The following is a 24,328-nucleotide window of genomic DNA, read 5'->3' as shown; positions in this document are numbered from 1 at the left end:
TGTTCTTGCGATAGGTTTACCTCATATTTTTGTTTTGCCAATTGCTTTTTGATTTCAAAAGAAATTGCGCATTGGAAGTCTTCTCAGTCCAGATCTTACTTGCCATAAGAGCAATTGCCTTGATTCTGACTGGATCCTCCTTTTCTTCTAAATAATCTTTGTGGTATTTTTCAACAAATCCGGTATCAAAGTTTCCTGATATAAAATCAGGATGACGTAAGACAAATTCACAAAAAGGTAAGGTAGTTTCAACACCCTCGATTTCAAAATCTCGGATGGCCATGATCATTCGCTGTATTGCTTCCTGCCTGTCTTTTGCATGGACGATTAACTTACCAATCATTGGGTCATACTCTATTGGAATTGTCATACCCTGGGTATAACTGTCATCGACCCGAATAAATTCTGAAGTCGGTGGATTGTAGGTGCTCAAAGTCCCAATACTTGGATAAAAATAGTTTCTCGAGTCCTCTGCACAGATTCTGACTTCAATGGAATGCCCCTTTATTTTTAAATCGGATTGGTGAAATGGAAGCGGATCTCCTTCTGCTATTCTAATTTGCAATTCTACCAGATCGAGCCCGGTGATCATTTCGGTAACGGGATGCTCCACCTGGAGTCTTGTGTTCATTTCGAGAAAATAATAGTTCAGGTTTTCATCCACCAGAAACTCCACTGTCCCGGCTCCTACATAATTGCAACCCAATGCCAATCTGACCGCATCCTTTCCCATCCTTTCTCTATGTTGCTCAGACAAACAAGAGGATGGAGCTTCTTCAATAATTTTTTGATGTCGCCGTTGAATGCTGCATTCTCTTTCAAAAAGATAAATACCTTGCCCATGTGAATCACAAAAAACTTGTAGTTCAATGTGTCTCGGCCTTCTCACAAATTTTTCAATAAAAACGGAACCATCTCCAAACGCAGACAAAGCTTCACTGGATGCTTGTCTCAATTGTTCCTCCAGCTCATCCATGGACTCCACCAATCTCATTCCCTTACCCCCACCTCCAGCGCTCGCTTTGATCAGTAATGGAAAACCTGTAGATTCGGAAATGGCTTTGGCTTCTTCCAAGCCACTGATCGCTTTCTCGGTTCCGGGTACCAGGGGAATATTCAGTCTTGCTGCCGTTTGCTTAGCGGCAATTTTAGAGCCCATTTGATCCATTGCCTCAGCGGGAGGGCCAATAAAAATCAGTCCGGCATTTTTTACTTTTCGGACAAATTCAGAATTTTCACTCAAAAAACCATAACCTGGATGAATGGCATCTGACTGAGTATCCAGAGCTGCCTTCACCAATTTGTCCATGTTCAGGTAAGATTCGCGGGAAGGAGCTGCTCCAATAAAAACTGCTTCATCTGCGGCCAATACATGGGGTGATCTACGATCGACTTCACTAAAAACTGCCACCGTCTGAATACCCAATTTTTTTGCAGTCCGCATGACCCTCAAAGCTATTTCTCCCCTATTGGCTACAAGTATTTTTCTTATATATTGCTTCATTTAATTGGCGAATGGGCTAAAAATAATAAGTAAATTTTTTGTGTCAGATCTTCGATATAAAAGGATCCCTTGACGGGGTCTTCCACCAAATCCATAAAGCTCTCCTCCTTTAAAATATGTAAAGTATGCAATGATGTCCTCAGCCATTGTTTAAATTGAACATCATTATCCATTGGATTTGAACGCACCCACAAGGTATCCGGACCAGCAATAATGGCAGAAAGCTGTTGGACGGATTGAGTAATTTGCCCTTGAAATGGATCTTCTCTGGAATGAATCGCCGAAATTTCTGTTTCGAGAATAACACTTTCTGAAAAATGATTGGAAATCAAAAATCTCAATGCTCTTATCAAAGCGATGTTGGTCAAAAAATCGTGGGTCAATCGCAATCTCAAAATTAGTTTGACAGAACCTGGACCATCCCAGTCTCTAAAAAATTGATTGAGCTGCGGTATCAAATCAATGCTCCATTGTGTCATTTCCGTGGCGTCCAAATTCAAAATAGCATGGATTCCGATTTCTCTTTTTTCATTGTAAATTTTATTCTTCCATGATGCGGGTAGATTGCTCTTTATATCAAATTCAAAATTGAAAGGACCATTCAAAACACAGCATGCGTTAATATAATTTAAGCCCAGCTCAGTATCCCAATCCTGAGAAAGTGCAAAATTCAATTTAATCAAGTCAAAATGTACACCATCCCAAATTTGAATCATGTCCATCGGATCCTTCAATATACCAGCTGACCAGCTTATATTTTGTACGCCATGCTCTAAAATATAAAACAGCAGTTCTCTCAATTGAAGGATTTGACAATCCCCTAATAAATGATTCGTTATATGCATCCCAATCCTCCTTGCCGCAGGATTGACATTGGGAATGTGTCCATCCCACTGTACCAAGTCAGGATGTGGAAAAGAAATACCCCGTAGCTGTTCATTGATCGGATGATGCAGCAAAAGCCCTGCATCAGCACCAACTGCTTTCAGCCAATCCATGGCCGATTTCCTCATTCGTTGATGATCTAAGTTTCCCATTTTTACTTAAAACTCAAAAGCCTTTGTCCTTTATCCACCTTAGCAGCTTTCTCAATATAAATTGAGTCCAACTGACCATCTTTGGGTGCCCGAATGACATTTTCCATTTTCATTGCTTCCAATGTAATCAGCTTATCCCCTTTGAAAATTTCCTGCCCTTCTCTGACGTGAATTTCCAGAATCAATCCAGCCATTGGAGCAAGAATGTTTTTTTCAGCCCTTCCATTGGATTTATTAAAATTGAGTTGAGCTATCACATCATCCATGGGCCTCCCTATTTTACATAAATAGGATTTGTTGCCAACTTTTAGATGGACTATTCGGTCTTCCAAAGATATAGATACCAGTCTTGCATTCATTGAATGGTTCTGAAAGATTAAATGAAATCCATCCAATCCTTGCTTTTGAACATCTAAATCTTTCAAAATGGAGTCATCTATTTCAATTTCCTGCCCTTCGACCAATACCTTCCGCTTTGACATCATTTATTTTTGAGAACTGCAAAACTAAATTAAATTGAAGAGAATCAGCGATAAAAAGGAAACGTTTTCATTTAATCTAAATGAATCCAATTTTCTGTAAAATCAATCAATAAATTGGTGTTTTAGCCTATTCTCAATACTAAACGACATGGGTTCTCTGGAAATCGGATGAACAAAATCCAATCTGGTTGCTTGCAATCCTATGCCCGCAATGTCTGATCGGTATTTTGCGCCATACAATTGATCATTCCAAACCGGAAACCCCAAGAAGGACAGGGAAGACCGTATTTGATGAAAACGACCCGTATAAATTCTTATTTTAAGCACGGAGTATTCTGCATTGTGTTCAATACATTCGAATTCTGATTTGATGGTTTTATAACCAGTCGCCGGCTGGTCCTTTACAATGGCTTTGACAATTTTTTCATCTTTCAAAAGGAAAAGAGATGGATGTAAAGGAATGGCAGAGGCATCTGCTTCCACCAATGCATGGTAATACTTATGCACTAGTTTTCTCTGAAACATGAGATTCAATTCTTTCAATGAAGAAGGTTTTTTGGCCACCACCATCAAACCCGAAACAGGTTTATCCAAACGATGGCAAATGCCTGCGATCAGATTTTTGGCTTTCTGCCCCGAGGTTATAAAATGTTCTAATACCCATTGTTGGACACTCAGCTTATTTGCTTTTTGTCCAGCTTCACAAACCATTCCTGCTGGTTTATCTAAAACCATCAGGTGTTTGTCTTCAAATACAATAAGGGGGATTTCTGTCATCTGATCAGACTCAAATCACCCTGAAACTTTTCGAGTTCTCCGTTTTTCCATTCTATTTCAAGCATCCAAACGTAAACACCCGGATTGACAGGTTGAGTCTTATAATTTCCATCCCAACCATCATTCGGATTGTTTGGCAATAAATTCCTCCCAGCATAGACCAGATTCCCCCATCTGTCATAAATGTTCAAACTTCGGATGATTTGATAGCTATCGGGCGCTAAAACGGGTATAAAATTATCGTTTACTCCATCGCCATTGGGACTAAATGAATTTGGCACCCAAATACCCCGTTTAATAATTTTCACCTTGACCCTTGATGATGCCTGACATCCGTTTTTGTCTGCATAGGTTACCAAATACTCAATGTCTTCCTGCGGATTGATCAATTCGGGTTCTCTACAATCATTGCAACTCAAGTAATCCGACGGCGTCCAGCTTATCCAGGCAATTGAATCCGGATAACTGCCATAAGTGGGTTGAAGGACGTAATTCTCTCCAAAGTTTAGTTTAATCTCCGGCACAATGTCCAAAGAGACCATAGAAGGTGTGTCAATTTGTATCAATTGTTGATGGGTACAACCATTGGCATCCCGCACCGTCAAAACATGAAGACCCGGAGACAATCCGTTGATTTGTTGACCATTGATTCTTTGATTTCCAACAAACAATTCCAGAGGTTTCTCACCACCAACCACATTTAAAATTTGGACGCCGGAAATATCGCCACTGCATTTGGGCTGATTTATGGATAAATCAATGCCAGTAGGAAGATTTGTATTTTCGGTAACAATAATTGTATCCATTCTTTCACAACCATTCAAGGTGTCGCGCACTCTTACAAAATACTCACCAGGTGCAGAAACAATGCATTGATCCGTAAACCTCCCTGAATCAATCGTTCCGTTGAAAGTAAACCAATAGGTTTCATAATATACCAAAGAATGTTGTACCTGCACGCCAAGTGTAATTTGCTGAACCAAACAAGTTAGCTCTCTGACAGGAGTTAATGAAAAATTTGGAATTTGCTTATTTTCTACCACTTCGACCGTCGCTTTAGATTCACAAAAATTACTGCTATCTCGAATGGTCAATGTGTAGGTCCCCGGAATGGTTACATCGAGTTGGTTTGAATAGAACGGGTTAATTCTAATACCATCTTGATTCGTCCAGAATCTATACAATGTTGGACCCACATCTGAACCTCGGGCATGGATGGTAACAAATGGTCTTTTACAGCTCAAAGTATCCGGAAATGATAAAATTACAAGTGGCTTCATGGTATCCAGTATCACATCTACCTGATCTGTTTCTTCACAACCATTGATCTGATTGGTCACTTTGAAAATATATGCTCCTGCTTTTCCTACAAGAATATTTTGAGTATCTGAATTTCCTATGATTAAGCCGTCCGCAGTGCTCCAGGAGAAATTTAAATTGGATGCAGGTGTAAAGGCTGTCCCGGAAAGCATTAGATTTTGGGTAGCACAATTCCATTTTAAATCCCAACCCGCATGGATCGTTGGCTTCAATGTATCAATCTGAACCACCACGGAACTTGAAGACATGCAGCCATTGCTTGGGTCCGTAGCAGTCAGGGTGTATACACCTGGCTTATCTACTCTTGCCAAGAGTACATCCGGACTGGAAACGATGCCACCTTGTGAACTGGTCCACAAGTAATTCAGTGGATTTCCCGTTTGAGAACTTACATTGGCGTTAAGGACGACCGAGGATTTTATACAATTAATGGTATCCGGGACAGAGATCTGAACAATGGGTAAATTCTGATCCGGCAAAACGTCCACAAAAGAACTATCCAAGCAGCCATTCAAACGATTGGTTACAATTAAGGTATACCGGCCCGGGCGACGGAGTTGCATACTTAATGATGTATATCCAGAAACTATATCGCCATCCATTGTGAACCATTGATATTCAAACTCAATCCCTGTACTGCTACCAAGCGCCTGAATGGTGATCAGACTATCCAGACATCTAAACAATTGATCCGGACCTGCATCAGAGATAGGTTTGACCAAATCCTCATCAATAAATACTGAATCAAAATTGCTGCATCCATTGGATGGATTATGTACAGACAGAAAATACCAGCCTTTTTGATTGATTAGAACATCCGGTGTATTTTCTCCAGAAAGAATATTACCTCCATTTGTAAACCACTGGTATAAAAGTGTATCCGAGGGATTGGTGATGGCGTTTAGTGTAATTTGAGAATTCAAACAAGTGATGGTGTCACCAGCTCCTGCCTCCAAATCCGGTATTTTTCTTAAATCATTGATCCATAAAGAATCTTTGGCTTCACATCCGTTGAGTGTGTCCAGAATTCGCAAGTTGACCAAACCAGGTTTACTGACAAATTTGTTGTTTAAATTAAATTCAGTGGACAAAGCTGATCCTGCAATGGTCCAAAAAATATGAGCGCTTCCAGGCAACTGAGTGAACGATGGCTCAATTAACACCAAGCTGTCTCTGCAATCTATGAATTGATCCTCGCCCAAATCGAAATTTGGTTTTAAAGTGTCGATGAAAATATTCCACTCTGCACTGTCACTGCAATGATTCAATTTATCAATCAATCGCACTTTGTATAAGCCCGGGATATTGCTCGTTATCGAGTTTTGCGGAGATATTTGTGAATTCATAGGATCTGTCCAAACAATTTGAAATTGATTAGTGTCAGATGGTAATACATTGATGGTCGCTTGCTTTAAACGACAGGTAAGGAGAGAATCTCCGGACAATGCGATATTAGGTGCAAAGGTATCAGCCTGGAGATCAAAATCGAGGACAAGCTCGCAGTCCACCAGCTCATCCACAATAGTAACCGTGTATTTTCCCGGCAATAAAACCCTAATCAGATCTGTTCCCTGTCCGCTGATCACATTGACGCCCGGGCTCCAATTGTAACTATAGCTACCGCTTCCCGTAGCCATGATGGCTCTTAAACTGAGGGTATCCCCGGCACAGCTTACTTTTCCACTGGTCAAAATATTGCCGGCCAAAGCATCGGGTGCTTCAAAATCAAATTGAGCTTCTGCCTCACATTCTGTATTGCCATTTTTGTATTTGACGGTTAGGGTGTATGTCCCTGAGCCTCTGACTCTGGCCATCATTCCATTGGTAGAAAGGATGCGGCCTCTATCTGTTGACCATTCATAAGTAAATCCTGGTCCAAAAGAGGAGCCATTCGCAAACAAATCAAATGGATCCGAACCACATCTGGGAACATTGGGCGCAGTAATCATTGCTTGAATGTCTACAATCTCAACGGTGACTTCATCAAAATCAATGCATTTCTCAAACAGCGCCAGGTCATCCAAAGCAAAATCATTGCCGTAACCAATACCGGATGTTTCAGAAATACAGATTTGGGCAGAGCCGCTCGTGGCTTGAAAGCAGCCTTCAATTCTTATCCAATCGCAAACTGCACCCGCACCACCGGATGCAATAATATTTCCATTCACGCTGATGGATAGTTGGGCAGGTGCAACAGGAAATACACTCATCACATAAAACTCAAAAAGATAATCTCTTCCTGCCACCACGGGCACCGTCTGACACCATACTCTTCTGCCCGCAGCAGTTGATCCATCCACGATCATCATCAAGCCACCTCCGGATGTGTTATCTCCACAAGGGCTAAATCCACTGTTGTATGCCATAGGGTTGGAACCAATGCCGTAGTTATTGGGACCAAAAGGACTTCCCGGTGCGCCAAAAGCATATTCGGTACTAAATCCTGAATTACCCGATTCAAAATCGCCATTGCTGATCAGATTGACATTGCTTTGCCCTTCTGCGGTTAAACGATAGGTATATCTACCGGGAGATTTGTGGGTCACCATTGGATCTAAAACAACGGGGTTGCTGAGACCAGTAGTTGGCGTCCACATGATTTTTGTATAATTTCCATTGACATTTCCCTGGAGGGTAATCATATCCAAGGGATCACAGGTAAATTGGTCCGGTCCTGCATCCGCATCCAACCCTGCACATTGTGCTGCCAATTCCCCAATCCATAGCACGCTTACAAACAAAGATGGGAGGAGAAGAGTAAAAAGTAGTTTATTCATTTTAATGGATGCATTGATTTAATTCCTTCAGCCAATATGGCTATCCTAGGAAGCTTTCTTTAATGGTATTTTAGAATTTTTAGCGCGGCTCTTCTTGGGGTAAACCAATTTCATTTCATCGACCAAATGAGTGGCTCCCGCAAATTTGTCAATGACGAATAATATATATCGCGCATCCACCATAATGTTCCTGCAAATCGAAACATCATAATTCACATCACTCATCGTTCCTTCCCAAACCCGATCAAAATTAAGGCCAATCAAATTGCCATGTGCATCAATCGCCGGACTTCCTGAATTTCCTCCCGTGGTATGATTGGATCCAATAAATGCCAGTGGCATTTTTCCATTTTCTCCATATCTGCCAAAATCTTTATCCTTGTATAATTTAATCAACTTTGGATGCACATCAAATTCATAATCATCGGGCACATATTTTTCCAACACTCCATCCAAATACGTCTGGGCATTGTAGCTAACTCCGTCGCGGGGTTTGAATCCTTCTACTTTGCCATAGGTGACCCGTAAAGTAGAATTGGCATCCGGATAGAACTTTCGCTCCGGGAAAACTTCAAGCAATGCAGCCATATGCACTCTTCTGAGGTCAGAAATATTTTCCTCCAAGACGGTGGCCTGTGGCTGAATGCCATAGTTTATAAAGTAATTTAGTTCGTGGTAAAATTTCCACAATGGATCCTCCAAAACTGCAGCCTTCCAATCTTTATATTCAAGTGCATTCAGTTTATTCAATTTTTCGACGGAGGTAAACTGACTTTTACCTATTAGGTTTTCTGCAAAGCGGACGAAATCAGAATTTGCCAAAAGAATTTGCTCACGCAGGTATGGCATCATAAGCTCAGTAGTTATTCCACCATGAAGAATCTGAGTGACCGTAGAAAATATTTCGGTTTCAATCCGCAAATCCATGTCTTTAAACAATTGATCCAATTGATTTGACATTTCCTGTTTTCGCTTATAAAAAGTTTCTTCTCCACGCCCTTCGTAAACTTCTGACAATTTCTTAATTCGGTTGTAACAACTGTAAATTTGGGTATTTCTCTGGTAGGCTTCGGCATAATATTCCTTTGCAAGGGCAAGAGGTTCCAGTAAACGGTAGTTTTTATCCAACTCCGGAATAAGTTGGCGGTATTTTTCCCATTTCTGATTTTGGTCCACCCTATTTTGAAATTCCCGATCCCATTTGGCCTTTCTCTCCAATCCTTTTGTAAACTTGACTCCCTGGCTTTCTCCGATCCACTTTTTCCAGGCATTGGCAATACCAGCGTAGGAGGAACTGTATTGAATTTTTACTTTTTCTTCCGACCTCATGTACTTGTCCATAATTTTTAACACCTCATCCCTTATTTTGATTCTCACCGGATTTTGCACTTCAGTGATTTGCCTTACACCTTCTTCTGTCAGGTACTCATTGGTCCTTCCCGGAAATCCAAACACCATGGTAAAATCACCTTCCTCCACGCCACTCATCGACACAGGCAAAAAATGTCTTGGTACCAAAGGCTTATTTGATTCGGCATATTCAGCCGGTAAATTGTCGTGATTGGCATAAATCCTAAACAGTGAAAAATCACCTGTATGTCTGGGCCATACCCAATTGTCGGTATCCGCACCAAATTTTCCGATGGACTCTGGAGGAGTGCCGACAAGACGGACATCTTTGTAAGTTTCTGTCACAAAAGCAAAAAACTGGTTTCCATGGTAAAATCCTCTGATCACAAGGTCCTGATAACTTTCTTTTTTAAAATTTTTTAAAAGTTCATTTTGATTCTGATCGTACAATAATCTCCTTTGATTATCCCTCATGCTTGAATCAATCCCTTTGAGCATTTGAGCAGTCACATCTTCAATTCTTACAATAAAGGTTGCACTCAGACCTATGCATGGGATTTCCTCGCTGAGATTGCTCGACCAAAATCCATCCTTCAAAAGATTTCGCTGTACTGTAGAATGAGATTGAATATAACCGTATCCACAATGATGATTGGTGAGAAGCAATCCCCTTGACGAAATCATTTCTCCGGTGCAACCACCTCCAAAATGTACGATGGCATCCTTGAGTGATCCTTTATTGATGGAATAAATGTCTTCAGCAGACATCTTCATTCCCATTAATTTCATTTCCTTTTCATTAAGGGTTTTTAAGAGATGAGGTAACCACATCCCTTCTCCTGCAATAAGAAAATGGCTGAACGACAATAATAAAACCGTGACTAAAATAACAGTATTTTTTTTCATGCAATAAATTTAATGGACCATTCTATCTGGAAGTGACTATGCTAAATTTAAAATCATAACTTCCCAAAGGACCTAAAATCCGAATAATGTATATTCCCGGTAAAAGTTGGCCAACATTGATCCGATTGATTTGTGATGGAATGAGCAGGCCCGATTTTAACACGTTTACTCCTTTTTCCGAGACCAACTGATAGCTCAACCCAGATAATTCCAACTTGCTTAAATCCACATTGATAAAGTCTTTTGCCGGATTGGGGAAAATCCGAGTAGCCAATTCTTCGAGTTGTTGCGTAGAACTGGCATCCAGGACATTGTATTCAACATTTCTTTCGCAATGATTGGAATCGATCAAAACCAAATGGTAAATTCCAGGAGATAAATTTTCCAAGGTGGACTGATCTCCTATTTGATTTTGACCATCCCACCATTTGAAGACATAAGGAGGCGTTCCACCCGAAACTGTCAGCACAATTTTTCCATCATTTCCTGATTTTGCATGCGATATACTTTCAAGAATCTGGATGGCAGAAGGCTGTTGGATTTCAAACTCAATAAATTCAGTGCAATTTAAAGAATCTGTTAGTTCTATTCGGTAGGTTCCGGCGTTGAGATTGGTCTTTTGATTTTTCAGCCGCTCATCAGAAAATGCAAAAGAAAATGGTTTCAAGCCGCCATTCACCGACCAGTCCAATGTTCCGGAGGAATCGCCAAAACAAATGGCATCCTTCTTAAACAAATTAAATGAAGGGGATTCTACTTTCCTGATGTAAATTGAATCAAGGACAAAACAGGAGGTTCTGGAATTGGTCAATTTTAAGTAATACAAGCCTACCTGATCTACTTTTACCAGATTGCTATCGGAAAGAAATTGGCCTCCGAAAGTCCAATGGTATCTAAAGTCAGTTGACTGGTTTGAAGAACTCAAAGTAATCTCATCATGATGACAATCCAAAATCTGAAAATCAGCACGCGCTCTGGCTACCGGGTTGTTGTTGACCCTAATATAAATCATGTCAGTGCGTACACAGCCGTTATTGGAAGTGTAGGTCAAATGATAATTTCCTGTTCTGGATAAATTAGCACGACCAATGTATATGCTTTGATTTTGTTGGAGGGTGGTATCCAAATTCAAGGGACCAGTCCATTTAAACTCGCCTTGAGTAAGTGCTGTATTGCATTTCAAAACAATGTCCTGACCAACACAAAACTGCATTGAATCTTGTCCTGTAAAAGTACCATCGGGAAGTTGAGTAGCTATCTCAACATTTAATGGAAAGCACTCCGGAAGATCGATGGAATAAAATCCCCTCCCGTAAGTAGAAACATACAATTTTCTGGTGGCTTGGTGTATGTCAAGATCCGTCACAGAGGTATTGGGTAAGCCTATCCCATAGTATTGCCAATTCCAGTTTCCTACCTCTGCGTAAAACACACCGATATCAGTTCCTGCAAAAAGAATGTTGCTCGCTTCGTCGTAACAAAGTGCCAGCACCGGTGTATTGACAAAATTGCCCGTGGCGTTTATCCAGGTGCGTCCGCGGTCTTTGGACTCCATCACTTTGACATTTCCAAGTCCTGATCTGGATAGCCATACCCGATTGGTGTCCTTGCTGTGATAACACAAATCGGTGATTTCAAATGATTGGGTGAGGTTGGTTTTCTGCCAGTTTTTGCCATAATCATAGGTCCTGTAAACCATGTTGGCCTGTGCAGCCAGAATGGTCAAAGTGTCCAAAGGACTGATTCGCACAACCCTCAAATCCTTGTCCTCTGCTCCGGTCAAATTGTTGCTCAGTTTTGAGAAATGATCTCCCCTGTTGTAACTTACAAAAACATCGTGATATCCAATGATAAAAGTTTTTGGATTTTTTGGATTCAATCCAAAAGGTGTCACCCATTGGCCTTGTGGTGCCCCAGGAATGTTTTTATTGATTTCAGTAAGGTTAAAAAAATTATTGGTGGTGCGATAAACGGCTGTGCCGCCCCAATATTCAGTGTATCCAATGTTGGCATTGGTCGGATCGATCTCCTGCCACATTGCATCCCCTCCATTCGTATTTCCCCAGGTACCATTCGATCTTCGGATGAACCCACCATTGTCCTGGCTGCCTCCAATGATACTCGGTGGATTGGTGTTTGAAATGGCCATCTTATAGAATTGGGTGATCGGTAAATTATTCACCAACTCTGTCCATTGGTTTGTATTTTCATCGTAACGGTACACTCCCCCATCATTGCAAAAATAAATTTCATTTTTGTTTCTGGGATGACAGCTCATGTATCTTTGATCTGCATGAATTTCCGGATATGGCGTTCCACCATGCCAATGCGTCAACTGATTCCAGGTCTTACCACCATCGGTGGATTTGAAAGCATTGACAAATCCCGTGTACATGACTTGAGGATTTATTTGGGAAATAAAGAAGACCAGATTCTCCGGAAGATCAGATACATAATTGAAACTTGCGCCCTCATTGGTCGATAAGAAAAACCTTTTGGCATTGTCCTGGCTTGCATTCACACCCAGCCAATTCGGACTAGCCTCGGTCACTGCAAATTTCAAAAAAGCCTTTTGGGTATTGAAACTTGAAACCTGGGTAAAATTATTGCCTCCATCGGTGGATTTATACACTTCACAACTTCCCCAGTAATCATTCTTTGCCGCATAAACAACCGATGTATCGCCTGGCTTAAACACCACATCAGAATAATTGTCATTCAAAACTTTCACCCAGGAATTGCCACCATTAAATGTTTTATAAAGTCCATTGTTGGTCGCTGCAAATAAAATGTTTGAATTGCGAGGATTCATCACCATGTTGAACAATACCTTGTTCTCCGTAAGTCTCCAACTAAGTCCCGTGGTTTTCCAACTTTGTCCACCATCGGTGGATTTATACACACCCAAACCATATTGCCACCAACCTTCTTTCTCTCCCAGACTGATGTAAATGTTGTTCGCATTTTTTGGATCCACGATCACTACACCGACCGGTTGCTGGGGCAAATCCTCACCCAGTGAAACGTAATTCCTTCCTCCATCTGTGGTTTTCCACAATCCACCATTGGGTGCTGCCACAAAAAATGTGGCATTTTGACTGGGATGAAAATCAATGTGCGTCGTCCTACCCATTCCCCAATAACCTCCTGTATTTCGTATGGGTCCCTCATGTTTCCAGACCGGACTGTTTCTATAGTTGGATTGTGATCTGACTTTCTTATATACCTCAAGTTGGGCTTGGAGGTCTGGAAAACTTCCGTCTTCATTCAATCGATCTCTCCAATACCAGGCCCAACGCTCTAATCTCAGACGATCATTGTCCTGCAGTTCTTTGTCATGCTTTCCATCTTGAAATTCCTTCCGGTAATTGCGATCTTCGAGCGGATGCAGACGAATCATCTGATCTGCTCTCTGATAAATTTCATTGAACGAATGGCCTTCTTCGATAAACTTTTGAAGTTTCTGTTTTTGAGCAACTAATATATTAGAAGAAATTATAATAAATAAAGAAAATGTAATAGACTTCATGCCAAAAATTTGAGCGAAATTAAGGAAAAAAGCTCAACCCAGGTCTGAAATATCCCGGTCTTTGACTAAGCTTGTCCGATATAGATCAATGCACTTACCGATGTGCTGAACCGCCGTTTCAAAATCTGCGATTTTTTCCACCTCAACTTTCTTATTTTCAAGCACAGTGTATTCCTTAAAAAAATGCAACAATTCATTTTTAAACTGGACCGAAAGATCGTCTATAGACAACAGATGTTCCTGAGTTACATCTTTGTCAGCAACACCTATTAGTTTGTGATCCAATTTGTCTCTGTCTTTCATCAAAAGTATTCCCAATACCCTGACATTGACCAAACACAAGGAGGGTAAAGAATACTTTGAAAGTACCAAAATATCCAATGGATCTCCATCTTCTTCCAAAGTTTGTGGAACAAAACCGTAATTGACAGGATATTCAAAAGAAGCAGACAAGACCCTGTCTAATCTAAGCAATCCGGATGTTTTATCTATTTCAAATTTGCAGCGCTCGGATTTCGGAATTTCAATAACAGCCTGAATGGTTTTTCCATTCCAGGCATGAGCAATTCCGTGCCAGGGATGTGAAATTAGAAGTTGATTTTTGCTCATTTCAATGAAACAATAAAAACCAATTCGTTTAAGAATTCATGGCGCTTACTCCTGGCAATTCCTTTCCTTCCAGCAACTCCAACATCGCACCGCCACCGGTTGACACAAAAGATACATCATCCTCCAGACCAAACTGTGTGATGGCTGCCACAGAATCACCACCACCCACCAAGGTAAAACAACCTTTGTAGGTAGCTTCTGCCACGCTCTGTGCAATGGTCTCGGTCCCATGCGCAAACTTCTCCATTTCAAAAACTCCCATAGGGCCATTCCAAATTAGTGTTTTCGATCCTAAAATAAATTCTCCGAAAACCTTCTCTGTGCGGGGGCCTATATCAAGTCCCATGAATTGATCAGGAATGCTGACGTCGCTTGTTACCACAATATTGGCCTCGTTGGAAAATCGATCCGCAGCCACAGAATCCAAAGGAAGTACCAATTTTACACCTTTTGCTTTGGCCTTTGACATCAATTCCATTGCAAGATCTTTCTTGTCTTCTTCGCAAAGTGATTTTCCTATTTCATAACCCTGTGCTGCAAAAAAAGTATAAGCCATTCCCCCACCGATCAGAATCTGATCGCACAAATCGATCAAATGCGAAATCAATTCAATTTTATCTGACACCTTGGCACCTCCCAATATGGCGGTCAAAGGTCTTTGAGGATTTACAAGAATTTTTGCCGCATTGTCTAACTCTGCTCTCATCAATTCGCCAAATGCCTTGTGTTGTTTGTCAAAATACCGGGCGATGGTGGCTGTAGTGGCGTGTTCTCGGTGGGCAGATCCAAATGCATCGTTGATATAGTACTCAGCCAGCTTGGAAAGAGATTCTGCCCAGGCGGGATCTCCTTTTTCTTCCTGTTTGTAAAACCTTGTATTTTCCAAAAGAAGCAACTCTCCATCCGTCATAGCTTGCAGCTTCGCTTGCGTATTTTCTCCGCCGCAATCTTCTGCAAAATGAACTTTATGATTTAAAATTTCAGCCAATTTTATTGCGACCGGCCGAAGTGAAAACTTTGCCTTGTCAAGGCTTCCATCCGGCAACAATGATTTCAAAGGTCTTCCCAAATGAGACATCAGTATGACTCTTGCGCCTTGATCAAGACAAGTCAATATCGTGGAAAGTGCTTTTACGATTCGGGTGTCATCTGTGATGGTTCCTGACGCATCAATGGGTACATTAAAATCCACACGGATGATGACTTTCTTTGATTTCAAATTCCAATCTTTCATTGATCCTGATTTAAATTAATCCCGCCAACAAAGTACACATATCTGCCAATCTGTGAGAATACCCACTTTCATTGTCGTACCAGGCCGTGAGCTTAAGCCAGCCATCCTTGTATTCCGTCAGGGGCGCATCAAACACTGCGCTGTGAGGATCTCCGATGATATCACTTGAGACCAGAGGGTCAGTACTGTACCTCAAGATACCTTTGAGATGGTTTTCCGAAGCATCTTTAAAAGCAGCGTTGATGGCCTCGGTGTCTGCGTTCGATTTTATTTTACAAAACAATTCAATCAGAGAACCTGTGATCACAGGCACCCGATACGAAGAGCCCATCAGCTTTCCGGCAATCGCAGGATAAACTGCCGCCACCGCTTTGTTGGCACCCGTACTCGTTGGAATTACATTCTGTGCAGCCGCTCTGGCCCTTCTCAAATCTTTGTGCGGAGCATCCTGCAATCTCTGATCCTGGGTATAGGCGTGAATGGTGATCATGTTGGCAAATTCCAAACCCCAGGTTTCGTCCACAAATTTTACCACAGGCGCCAGGCAATTGGTGGTACAACTGGCATTGGAAATGATCTGTTGGTTTGCATTCATCTGTCTTTCATTGACCCCCAGCACATAGGTCGGAATGCTATCATCTTTCGGAGGTGCGGAAAGAATCACTCTTTTGGCTCCGGATTGGAGATGAGTTCCGGCAGTTTCGGCCGTCAGATAGATACCTGTGCATTCCAAAACGATGTCTATTCCCAAATCCTTCCAGGGCAATAAGGCAGGATCTTTTTGCGAAAAAGCGAGTATTTTATGATCACCAGCCATGATAAAATCAGATCCATGGCTCACTTCAAAATTAGATCTGCGATGGGCAGTATCGTATTTTAAAAGATGAGAAAGGGTCTGGGTGTCTGTCAAATCATTGATGGCTACCAATTCTACCTGAGAATGATGCCTCAGCGCCCGATAGGTCAATCTGCCTATTCTTCCGAAACCATTTATTGCGATTCTTTTTTTCATAATTTATTGACTACCAATTGTACCGATAAAAAATTCAAAATCGAACAAAAAGTTTAGTGCAAACCGAAAAACAGCTATATTTGCAGCTCTTTTTGAAAATCTGCCCCGTTCGTCTATCGGTTAGGACACAAGATTTTCATTCTTGTAAGAGGGGTTCGATTCCCCTACGGGGTACCAGGCCGGTTTCAGACCGGCTTTTTTATTATAAGCCAGACTTATCAAGACCCTCCTTAATCCTCGAATGGACAAAATCCCCCAAGTTTGATTTCCAGACACCTGAGTTCAGCCAAAGAATCATTGAGAGCGCCTAAATCTTCGATATCCTGACCGAAAGCACCAAAATCGGCTGGGTTTAAAAAATAATTTCTTCTATTTCAAAAGTTATTTAGATATTTGTCTAAATATTTAAGTGGTTAGTGATGGATCTCTTGTTCAAAGCCCTCAACGATGCTACGCGCAGACAGATTCTGGACTTGCTCAAATCCGGAGAATTGTCCGCTGGACAAATTGCGGACCAATTCAACATGTCAAAACCAAGTGTTTCCCATCATTTGGACCTCCTGAAAAACGCCGGTCTGATTAGCATGGAGCGAAGGGGACAACACCTGATCTATTCTTTAAACACCAGCGTTTTGGAGGATTTGCTCCATTGGATTATTAAACTAAACAAACAAAACTGATATGAAAACAAATTTGACCAAAGAAGTCTTGATGTTGGCGCTCTGCCTTATTCCTGCCATTTACCTGCAAACCATTTGGGCTGAGATCCCTGATCGGGTTCCCACCCATTGGAATATTCAAGGTGAAGCAGACAAATGGGGGCACAAAAATTACCTCATTTACCTAAGTGTCGGCTTGCCTCTGTTTATCTACCTCTTGCTGCTGATCATCCCTTCCATTGATCCGCGAAAAAAAATCAGCCTCATGGGGGATAAATACCTGCAATTGCGGATATTATTAATTGGTTTGGTGGTAGGTCTCAACCTGGCCATTGTTTATTCTGCTGCTCATCAGGACAGTCTTTTTGGAAGCTCCCTTTTAATTATCATCACAGGACTTTTCCTGCTGGCCTTTGGAAATTATCTCAAGACCATCAGGCCCAATTATTTTGTTGGAATCCGCACACCCTGGACCCTCGAAAATGAAACGGTCTGGAAAGATACCCACTATATGAGCGGATATGTATGGATGGGAAGTGGTGCACTGATGGTCCTGATCGGATTATTTGTGGAAGCCAAATATGGATTTCCTGCAATGATGGTTTTGTTGATTATCATGGTCTTGTACAGTGTCATTTATTCATACTGGAGGTTCAGACAACTTAAGACAGTACAAAATCAATCCTAAGGCAACAACCGAATGAGGTCAAGAGCGTTATTGATGGATTATCCATGAAAATTGCTTCCTTTTTATCGCTTGTCAAGTTCAGCCATACCGTTTTTGCCATGCCCTTTGCCATGCTGGGCTTTTTTATTGCACTTCACCATGACGGTTTTGGCACCATCCAATACAGGGAGTTATTCCTGATTATAATTTGTATGATCACGGCAAGAAATGCTGCCATGGCTTTCAATCGTTGGGCTGATCGTCTGATTGATCTCAAAAACAAGCGCACTGCCAGCAGGGAAATTCCCTCCGGTGTGATATCACCAAAGGCAGCGATCATTTTCATCATCATCAATTCATTGGCTTTTATGACCTCTGCCTGGTTTCTCAATCCACTTTGTTTTTATCTTTCGCCCGTAGCCTTACTGATTGTATTGGGATATAGCTATACCAAGCGCTTTAGCTGGCTATGCCATGTTTTTTTAGGGCTTGGTCTTTCGCTGGCACCGGTAGGCGCATACATTGCTGTCACCGGCCATTTTGATGTGCTTCCTGTATTATACGGAATTGCTGTCATTGCCTGGGTGGCCGGGTTTGATGTGCTTTACGCCTTACAGGACATCGAATTTGACCAATCAGAAGATTTGTATTCTATCCCATCCAGATTTGGCATTGGCAAGGCCATGCTGATTTCTTCTTTTCTTCATATCATTTGTGCTCTTTGCATTTTGGCATGCGCCATCTTTTTAAATCTCGACTACGGACTTCAGCTCTGGATGTGGTTGGGCACTGCAGGTTTTCTTTTTCTATTGTTTTACCAACACTGGATCATCAGAGATCATTCTCTTGAAAAAATCAATTTGGCGTTTTTCACGACCAACGGAGTGGCCAGCATTTTTCTGGCTGCCATGACCATATTGGATTTTTATTTGTAAGATTCTAAAAATCTGCACATTTTTTGCACCGCTTCCGCCCTGTGGCTGATCGAGCTTTTTATTTCTTCCGGCAGTTGGGCAAATGTGTGCTTATATCCATTGGGGATAAAAATCGGATCGTATCCAAAACCTGAATTTCCTGCCATTGATTCAGCAATCATCCCTTCCACCCTACCTTCGAACAGATGGATTTGACCCCGCAAATGGAGTGCGATTACGGTGCGGAAACGAGCACGGCGATTGGCAATATGCTTCATTTCAGACAATAACAATTCCATGTTGTCCATGGCATTCCGGCTTCCGCTGTAAATGGCCGTATTAACTCCCGGCGCTCCCCCAAGTGCATCCACTTCCAATCCTGAATCTTCTGAAAAACAATCCTTCCCAACGATTTTGTAAAATGCCATCAACTTCTCTTGTGCATTGTCCTCCAGTGTGTGTCCTGTCTCCGGCAATTCAACGGCGCAAGCAATTTCTGACATGCTTCTGACACGAATCCAATCCGGGAGAATTGATTTTATCTCAGTCAACTTGTGGGTGTTGGATGATGCGAAAATGAATTCTATCATGAGCTCAATTCCAAAGTTTGCAGAGCGGACCACAGCATCGCTTTTTTCTGAGGAAGGTGAAAATATTCTTCCAAATTCTCCGCAAAAATAAATTGACATCCGCACCATTGGTATCGTACATGCTGTTGCGAAAAACCTTGTAAACACAACTGCGACGGAGGCAGGCCAAAACTGATCAGACTGCGCGCCTGAGATCCTTTGATCCAATCACTGACTTTGAAAAATTGATTTTTCTGTAAAAAAATCCGCTTTGCGGTCAGATCGCTTTTGCCAAACACAGCCTGCTCAATTTTCTGCAAAAAATCAAGCATTGTTTTTTCTTCCTCAATTTGATAGTTACACAAAATTAAATTTTGCGATTTTAGCAAGACTTCGTCAATTCCTAAAAGGCTTTTGGGAATATTGTACTTTTGTATGGATGCTGCGTAGAGATTCAAAATGAAAATTTAAAACTTTAAAACAATTTTAAGCTGTAAAAGTAAATTTAACTCTACATTTGTACAAAACCAATTCATGGAATCAGGAATAAAAATAAGGAGAGCACCGGAGAGCAGAATCGCTGAACTGGATTTCAACAACATCCCTTTTGGACGAATTTTTACAGACCACATGTTTGTCGCAGATTTTGATGGACAGCAATGGATCAACATGGAAATCTGCCCCCTTCAAAGACTTCCTTTTCATCCTGCCACCATGGCCTGGCATTATGGTCAGGCTATTTTTGAGGGTATGAAAGCGAGCATCGATGAGGATGGAAATCCACTTTTGTTCAGACCGATCGACCATGCAAAGCGACTGAATGTATCTGCCAGGAGAATGTGCATGCCCGAATTTCCTGAGGAACTCTTTGTGAAAGCATTGAGCAAGCTAATACTTCTTGACAAAGCATGGATTCCAAAAAATGAAGAAAGTGCTTTGTACATACGTCCTGTGATGATGGCTACGGACGAATTTGTCGGAGTCAGATCTTCAGACCATTTCAAAATGATGATTATGTGTTTGCCTTCGGGGCCTTACTACAGCAAGCCGGTCAGTCTTTTGGTGGAAGAAAAATATGTCAGAGCCTGTGACGGTGGTGTGGGTGAAGCCAAGGCAGCCGGTAATTACGGCGCGAGCCTTTATCCCGCTAAACTGGCAAAGCAAAAAGGTTATGACCAGGTCATGTGGATGGACGCCAAGGAATTTAAATATGTGCAGGAAGTGGGTACCATGAATATCTTTTTTGTGATTGATGGTGTGGCCATAACACCCAATCTAAGTGGCACCATCCTAAAAGGGATAACCCGGGACAGTCTCATCACCCTGCTCCGCGAAAAAGGAATTCCTGTCGAAGAGAGACCCTTGAGCATCTCTGAAATCCATGAAGCTTATCAAAAAGGAAAACTCCAGGAAGTGTTCGGAGCAGGAACCGCTGCGGTTGTTGCCAGTGTCAACCGAATTGGCTATAAAGGCGAAGACATGCTCCTCAATCCGGATGAATATAAAATATCGCCCATGTTGAAATCAGAGATTAACGGCATTCGCAAGGGCCGCATCCCTGATACCCACCATTGGATTTATCCGGTGTATTCTGAGGCATTGGCCCATAGTTTTTAAAAAACCTTTGGAGGCAATAGCCTTTTGATCTTTTGTGAAAGACTGGTACAAATACCTGATCTCTGTAGTCATTCTGGTGGTCGTAGGCCTGCTCATCAGTTATTTTAGCGAGGTGGTCAGCTATGTCCTCATTTCATGGGTGATCAGCATGCTAGGTGAGCCACCACTACAGTTCCTACTTAAAAAAACCAAAATCGACCGGTTCTCATGGGGCAAACCTGTGGGAGCCTTTCTCATTCTGGTGCTTTTGTTTTCATTGATAGGATCTATTCTCTGGTATTTTATTCCGATCCTAATCAGTCAGGGAGTCATGCTATCAAAAGTAGATTTCAACAGCATTTCTCTGGCCCTCCAGCAACCCATCGACATGATCAATGGCTGGCTGAGATCCATGGGACTTGAGCCCAGCCCCAGCGCTTCTGAGCAATTGCAAAGATTCCTGGGAGCCTATTTTGATCCCGGAAAGATAAGTTCCTTTTTCGGCGACATGCTGTCGCGCGCAGGTTCCTTATTGATTGCCATCTTTTCAATCATCTTCATTTCCTTCTTTTTTCTCAAAGAAAAAGGTTTGTTTAGCCGAATGATTTTGGCTGCAGTATCCACGGAATCCGAACCCAAAGTGCAGGCAGTCATCAATGATGTCAGCCAGCTTCTGAGCCGATATTTTGGAGGCCTGGCCATTCAAATGAGCATCCTGATGATCTTGATTGGCACCTTGCTTGGAATGATTGGAATCAACAACGCCTTGCTGATTGCTTTCTTCTATGGAATCGTCAACATCATACCATACCTAGGCCCCCTCATCGGAGCGGTTTTTGGTTGTCTCCTCACCATTTCCTCCAACCTGCAACTGGACTTTTTTCAGGAGACCATTCCTTTGCTAACGAAGGTACTGCTCGTTTTTGCCGTGGTCAAGCTAATCGATGATTTCATTTTACAGCCCTACATATTTTCACAAAGAATGGAGGCCCATCCCCTGGAGATTTTTCTGGTCATCATGATTGGAGCGAGGGTGGAAGGCATTATCGGCATGGTACTCGCCATTCCGGTCTATACCATCTTCCGGGTCATAGCCCGTGTCTTTCTGAGTGAAATTAAGTTGGTGCGCAAAATTACGGAAGACATGAGCTCGAGCAGTAGCAACTCTGGCAAAAATTGAAAAATCTTAATTAATATTGCATCCTAAAATTGCCATCCATGGATCTCATCCACGACATTGAAGCCAGTTTTTACAACTTAAGTCAGGGATTTTTGATGTACATCCCTAGTTTGATCAATGCCTTGATGATCCTGCTTGCGGGTTGGGTCATTGCCAAGATTATCCAATGGATTGTATTGAGATTGAGCCACGCCCTCGGTATCGACAATTTGGCCAAAAAATCAGGAGTGCATCGCTTTCTTGAAAAAAGAGGCATTAAAAATGGATTTTCAGGCATCCTCTCCAGAATTTGCTTTTGGGCGGTTATGTTGATTGTCATGGTCAATTTTTTCAACCACCTTGGCCTGGAGCTGGTCTCTGATTTGCTCAACCAATTGTTGCTCTTTATTCCCAATGTATTGATATCATGCGTTTTGATCATCATCGGTTTTTATCTGGCTGAATTTGTGAGCAGTCTGGTCTATAGCAGCATGGAAGACAATTCTTTTGAAAATCCGGAATTGATCAGCAAGCTGGTATTTTACAGCATTGCTTTTTTTACCGTTGCCATCGCTTTGACCCAAATGGGAATTGGTGAAAACATCATCACCAATATCGTTTCAATCTTTTTTGGCTCGATCGGATTGGCCCTGGCCATTTCATTTGGTTTGGGCAGCAAAGATTGGGCAGAAGGCATTATCAAAAAATACTTCAGCAAGGAAAGCAGGAATTCCGAACAACCCAAGGATGGATCTGCTTAGATTTCTGTGTGTTTATATTCAAGAAGCGTTTCAAATGGTATCAGTTGGAGGACTTTTTCATTGGTGGCTTCGAGAATTAATGTAGGTGCCATTCCTTCCTGATGGGCCTCCAACCAACGGAGGGCGCACAAACACCAGCGATCCCCCGGCTTGAGGCCGGCAAACTGATATTCCGGTCTTGGCGTACTGAGATCGTTTCCTTTTTTTCTGGAAAAGGCCAGAAAATCAGCGGTAGCAATGATACACACCAAATGCAAACCAAGATCATCTGCTCCGGTGGTGCAACAACCATCGCGGTAGAATCCTGTCAGAGGATTCATGCTGCAAGGTTGGATGTCATGACCAAATACATTTTTGGGATTTGTTTCCATAATTAAGTACAAATTAACAGCTTAGCTAATAAACAATGGTTTAATTTTGCAGTTCTAATTTTATTCAAATTCATTTAATTCTTTTCCTATGAACAAAAATTTTTTATTTTTAATATCCGCTCTCAGCATACTATTGAGTTCCTGCGTAAGCTCTAAGAAATACAAAGCCTCTCAGGCAGAGATTGAAGACTTAAAAGCGGGATTGCAAAAATGCAAAGAAGCGGTCGCCGATTGTCAGGCTTCCAAAGACGAGGTCATCCTTGAGTATAAGACCAAGATCAATGACATGACTTCTACAACGCGGGAAAAAGAAAACAAAATCAGGACCCTTGAAGAGCAGGTAGAATATCTGAAAAAGAACAATGACAACTTATTGCTTCGTTTGTCTGACATGTCCGTGGTGAGCAAGGCCGGTGCAGAGAGCATCCGCAAATCTCTGGAAGCCATGAATGAAAAGGACAAGTATATCAAAGACCTTACCTCTTCGGTGGCTAAAAAAGACTCCATCAATCTGGCCCTGGTCATGAATCTCAAAAGATCTCTCGACGATGTCACCTCCGATGATGTCAACATCGAAGTAAAGAAAGGTGTGGTGTACATCAGTCTCTCTGACAAAATGCTTTTTAAATCCGGTAGTGCGGTGATCAATGACAAAGCGACTTCTGTTTTGGAAAAGATCGCCAAGATCGTCAACGACCATAAAGATCTTGACATTCTTGTAGAAGGTCACACCGATGATGTGCCCATGAATACTGACTGCATTGCGGACAACTGGGATCTCAGCACCAAGCGAGCCACCTCGGTGGTGAGACTGCTTCAGAAAAAATTTAACATCGACCCGGCCAGGATGACAGCGGGCGGAAGGGCCGAGTACAGCCCCAAGACCAGCAACAGCAGCGCCGATGGCAAGAAGATCAACCGCAGGACCGAGATCATTATTCTGCCCAAGCTCGACCAGTTCTTCAAGCTCAGCGAGCAGATGAAGTAAACAGCAGATCCTAATTAAAATATTGAATGCATCCTGGAGAATATTTCGGGATGCATTTTTTCTTTAATCTAGCTTGAGCTATATTAAACAGCTTCTCTCCATTCCGG

The 24,328-nt window shown here is 41.9% G+C and carries 20 protein-coding genes and 1 tRNA gene; 8 read left to right on the top strand and 13 right to left on the bottom strand.

Annotated features, from left to right (window positions below):
• Window positions 1-16: 16 nt before the first annotated feature.
• The 10 genes from IPM48_11205 to gap all read right to left on the bottom strand — a co-directional run bounded on the left by IPM48_11205 (window position 17) and on the right by gap (window position 16,540).
• Complete coding sequence (locus IPM48_11205) at window positions 17-1,504, bottom strand: acetyl-CoA carboxylase biotin carboxylase subunit (protein MBK9272153.1); 1,488 nt, start codon at window positions 1,502-1,504, stop codon at window positions 17-19.
• Entirely contained in the window at window positions 1,501-2,541 is a 1,041-nt protein-coding gene (locus IPM48_11200) for a hypothetical protein (protein ID MBK9272152.1), read from the bottom strand. Before IPM48_11200 ends, IPM48_11205 begins: the two co-directional genes overlap by 4 nt.
• A 2-nt stretch (window positions 2,542-2,543) precedes the next feature.
• Complete coding sequence (locus IPM48_11195) at window positions 2,544-3,023, bottom strand: biotin/lipoyl-binding protein (protein ID MBK9272151.1); 480 nt, start codon at window positions 3,021-3,023, stop codon at window positions 2,544-2,546.
• A 102-nt stretch (window positions 3,024-3,125) separates the two neighbouring features.
• Entirely contained in the window at window positions 3,126-3,800 is a 675-nt protein-coding gene (locus IPM48_11190) for an RluA family pseudouridine synthase (protein MBK9272150.1), read from the bottom strand.
• A complete protein-coding gene (locus IPM48_11185) occupies window positions 3,797-7,897 on the bottom strand; it encodes a gliding motility-associated C-terminal domain-containing protein (protein ID MBK9272149.1) in 4,101 nt (1,366 codons plus the stop codon). The genes IPM48_11190 and IPM48_11185 overlap by 4 nt, the downstream gene beginning before the upstream one ends.
• 45 nt (window positions 7,898-7,942) lie before the next feature.
• The gene (locus tag IPM48_11180) at window positions 7,943-10,153 is read right to left on the bottom strand and encodes a S46 family peptidase (GenBank protein MBK9272148.1); all 2,211 of its coding nucleotides are present in this window, start codon (window positions 10,151-10,153) and stop codon (window positions 7,943-7,945) included.
• A gap of 22 nt (window positions 10,154-10,175) precedes the next feature.
• On the bottom strand, window positions 10,176-13,682 hold the full coding sequence (locus IPM48_11175) for a hypothetical protein (protein ID MBK9272147.1): 3,507 nt from the start codon (window positions 13,680-13,682) through the stop codon (window positions 10,176-10,178).
• 33 nt (window positions 13,683-13,715) lie between these two features.
• Window positions 13,716-14,291, bottom strand: coding sequence for an inorganic diphosphatase (locus IPM48_11170; protein ID MBK9272146.1), 576 nt, complete (start codon window positions 14,289-14,291; stop codon window positions 13,716-13,718).
• A 28-nt stretch (window positions 14,292-14,319) separates the two neighbouring features.
• Entirely contained in the window at window positions 14,320-15,525 is a 1,206-nt protein-coding gene (locus tag IPM48_11165) for a phosphoglycerate kinase (protein ID MBK9272145.1), read from the bottom strand.
• Between the two features lie 10 nt (window positions 15,526-15,535).
• The gene (gene gap / locus IPM48_11160; GenBank protein ID MBK9272144.1) at window positions 15,536-16,540 is read right to left on the bottom strand and encodes a type I glyceraldehyde-3-phosphate dehydrogenase; all 1,005 of its coding nucleotides are present in this window, start codon (window positions 16,538-16,540) and stop codon (window positions 15,536-15,538) included.
• 99 nt (window positions 16,541-16,639) lie between these two features.
• Here gap and IPM48_11155 point away from each other — a divergent pair.
• The 4 genes from IPM48_11155 to IPM48_11140 all read left to right on the top strand — a co-directional run bounded on the left by IPM48_11155 (window position 16,640) and on the right by IPM48_11140 (window position 18,798).
• Window positions 16,640-16,714, top strand: a tRNA-Glu gene (locus IPM48_11155).
• A gap of 242 nt (window positions 16,715-16,956) precedes the next feature.
• Window positions 16,957-17,217 (top strand): winged helix-turn-helix transcriptional regulator, encoded by a 261-nt coding sequence (locus tag IPM48_11150; GenBank protein ID MBK9272143.1) that lies wholly within the window; start codon window positions 16,957-16,959, stop codon window positions 17,215-17,217.
• Window position 17,218: 1 nt separating this feature from the next.
• Window positions 17,219-17,884, top strand: coding sequence for an SdpI family protein (locus IPM48_11145; protein ID MBK9272142.1), 666 nt, complete (start codon window positions 17,219-17,221; stop codon window positions 17,882-17,884).
• Between the two features lie 44 nt (window positions 17,885-17,928).
• Window positions 17,929-18,798 (top strand): UbiA family prenyltransferase, encoded by an 870-nt coding sequence (locus IPM48_11140; GenBank protein MBK9272141.1) that lies wholly within the window; start codon window positions 17,929-17,931, stop codon window positions 18,796-18,798.
• Here IPM48_11140 and rdgB read toward each other — a convergent pair.
• Together rdgB and IPM48_11130 are read right to left on the bottom strand one after the other, a co-directional pair.
• A complete protein-coding gene (gene rdgB / locus IPM48_11135; GenBank protein MBK9272140.1) occupies window positions 18,789-19,367 on the bottom strand; it encodes an RdgB/HAM1 family non-canonical purine NTP pyrophosphatase in 579 nt (192 codons plus the stop codon). The two genes, IPM48_11140 and rdgB, sit on opposite strands and share 10 nt — an antisense overlap.
• The gene (locus IPM48_11130; GenBank protein MBK9272139.1) at window positions 19,364-19,804 is read right to left on the bottom strand and encodes a hypothetical protein; all 441 of its coding nucleotides are present in this window, start codon (window positions 19,802-19,804) and stop codon (window positions 19,364-19,366) included. Before IPM48_11130 ends, rdgB begins: the two co-directional genes overlap by 4 nt.
• A 76-nt stretch (window positions 19,805-19,880) precedes the next feature.
• Between IPM48_11130 and IPM48_11125 the strand changes: the two genes are divergently transcribed.
• From IPM48_11125 to IPM48_11115, 3 genes are read left to right on the top strand one after another with little or no spacing between them, the layout of a single operon-like run.
• The gene (locus IPM48_11125) at window positions 19,881-20,963 is read left to right on the top strand and encodes a branched-chain amino acid aminotransferase (protein ID MBK9272138.1); all 1,083 of its coding nucleotides are present in this window, start codon (window positions 19,881-19,883) and stop codon (window positions 20,961-20,963) included.
• Between the two features lie 34 nt (window positions 20,964-20,997).
• A complete protein-coding gene (locus IPM48_11120) occupies window positions 20,998-22,122 on the top strand; it encodes an AI-2E family transporter (GenBank protein MBK9272137.1) in 1,125 nt (374 codons plus the stop codon).
• Between the two features lie 38 nt (window positions 22,123-22,160).
• Complete coding sequence (locus IPM48_11115; GenBank protein ID MBK9272136.1) at window positions 22,161-22,862, top strand: hypothetical protein; 702 nt, start codon at window positions 22,161-22,163, stop codon at window positions 22,860-22,862.
• On the opposite strand, the gene IPM48_11110 is transcribed toward IPM48_11115, so the two are convergent.
• Window positions 22,859-23,233 (bottom strand): DUF2237 domain-containing protein, encoded by a 375-nt coding sequence (locus IPM48_11110; GenBank protein MBK9272135.1) that lies wholly within the window; start codon window positions 23,231-23,233, stop codon window positions 22,859-22,861. The two genes, IPM48_11115 and IPM48_11110, sit on opposite strands and share 4 nt — an antisense overlap.
• A gap of 88 nt (window positions 23,234-23,321) precedes the next feature.
• Between IPM48_11110 and IPM48_11105 the strand changes: the two genes are divergently transcribed.
• Window positions 23,322-24,221: an OmpA family protein gene (locus tag IPM48_11105; GenBank protein ID MBK9272134.1), complete on the top strand. Its 900-nt coding sequence runs from the start codon at window positions 23,322-23,324 to the stop codon at window positions 24,219-24,221.
• Window positions 24,222-24,328 lie beyond the last annotated feature (107 nt).

The sequence above is a fragment of the Saprospiraceae bacterium genome (assembly GCA_016715965.1).
GTDB lineage: Bacteria > Bacteroidota > Bacteroidia > Chitinophagales > Saprospiraceae > Vicinibacter.
Note: the sequence above shows the minus strand (reverse complement) of the source record. Positions and strands in the feature narration are given on the sequence as shown.

Excerpts from the sequence above, each read along its gene's own strand:
- rdgB (MBK9272140.1), bottom strand. The coding sequence starts at position 19,367 with ATGATAGAATTCATTTTCGCATCATCCAACACCCACAAGTTGACTGAG.
- IPM48_11150 (MBK9272143.1), top strand. The coding sequence starts at position 16,957 with ATGGATCTCTTGTTCAAAGCCCTCAACGATGCTACGCGCAGACAGATT.
- IPM48_11205 (MBK9272153.1), bottom strand. The coding sequence starts at position 1,504 with ATGAAGCAATATATAAGAAAAATACTTGTAGCCAATAGGGGAGAAATA.
- IPM48_11175 (MBK9272147.1), bottom strand. The coding sequence starts at position 13,682 with ATGAAGTCTATTACATTTTCTTTATTTATTATAATTTCTTCTAATATA.
- IPM48_11105 (MBK9272134.1), top strand. The coding sequence starts at position 23,322 with ATGAACAAAAATTTTTTATTTTTAATATCCGCTCTCAGCATACTATTG.
- IPM48_11190 (MBK9272150.1), bottom strand. The coding sequence starts at position 3,800 with ATGACAGAAATCCCCCTTATTGTATTTGAAGACAAACACCTGATGGTT.
- IPM48_11180 (MBK9272148.1), bottom strand. The coding sequence starts at position 10,153 with ATGAAAAAAAATACTGTTATTTTAGTCACGGTTTTATTATTGTCGTTC.
- IPM48_11110 (MBK9272135.1), bottom strand. The coding sequence starts at position 23,233 with ATGGAAACAAATCCCAAAAATGTATTTGGTCATGACATCCAACCTTGC.
- IPM48_11185 (MBK9272149.1), bottom strand. The coding sequence starts at position 7,897 with ATGAATAAACTACTTTTTACTCTTCTCCTCCCATCTTTGTTTGTAAGC.
- IPM48_11170 (MBK9272146.1), bottom strand. The coding sequence starts at position 14,291 with ATGAGCAAAAATCAACTTCTAATTTCACATCCCTGGCACGGAATTGCT.
- IPM48_11195 (MBK9272151.1), bottom strand. The coding sequence starts at position 3,023 with ATGTCAAAGCGGAAGGTATTGGTCGAAGGGCAGGAAATTGAAATAGAT.
- IPM48_11125 (MBK9272138.1), top strand. The coding sequence starts at position 19,881 with ATGGAATCAGGAATAAAAATAAGGAGAGCACCGGAGAGCAGAATCGCT.
- IPM48_11200 (MBK9272152.1), bottom strand. The coding sequence starts at position 2,541 with ATGGGAAACTTAGATCATCAACGAATGAGGAAATCGGCCATGGATTGG.
- IPM48_11140 (MBK9272141.1), top strand. The coding sequence starts at position 17,929 with ATGAAAATTGCTTCCTTTTTATCGCTTGTCAAGTTCAGCCATACCGTT.
- IPM48_11145 (MBK9272142.1), top strand. The coding sequence starts at position 17,219 with ATGAAAACAAATTTGACCAAAGAAGTCTTGATGTTGGCGCTCTGCCTT.
- IPM48_11115 (MBK9272136.1), top strand. The coding sequence starts at position 22,161 with ATGGATCTCATCCACGACATTGAAGCCAGTTTTTACAACTTAAGTCAG.
- IPM48_11165 (MBK9272145.1), bottom strand. The coding sequence starts at position 15,525 with ATGAAAGATTGGAATTTGAAATCAAAGAAAGTCATCATCCGTGTGGAT.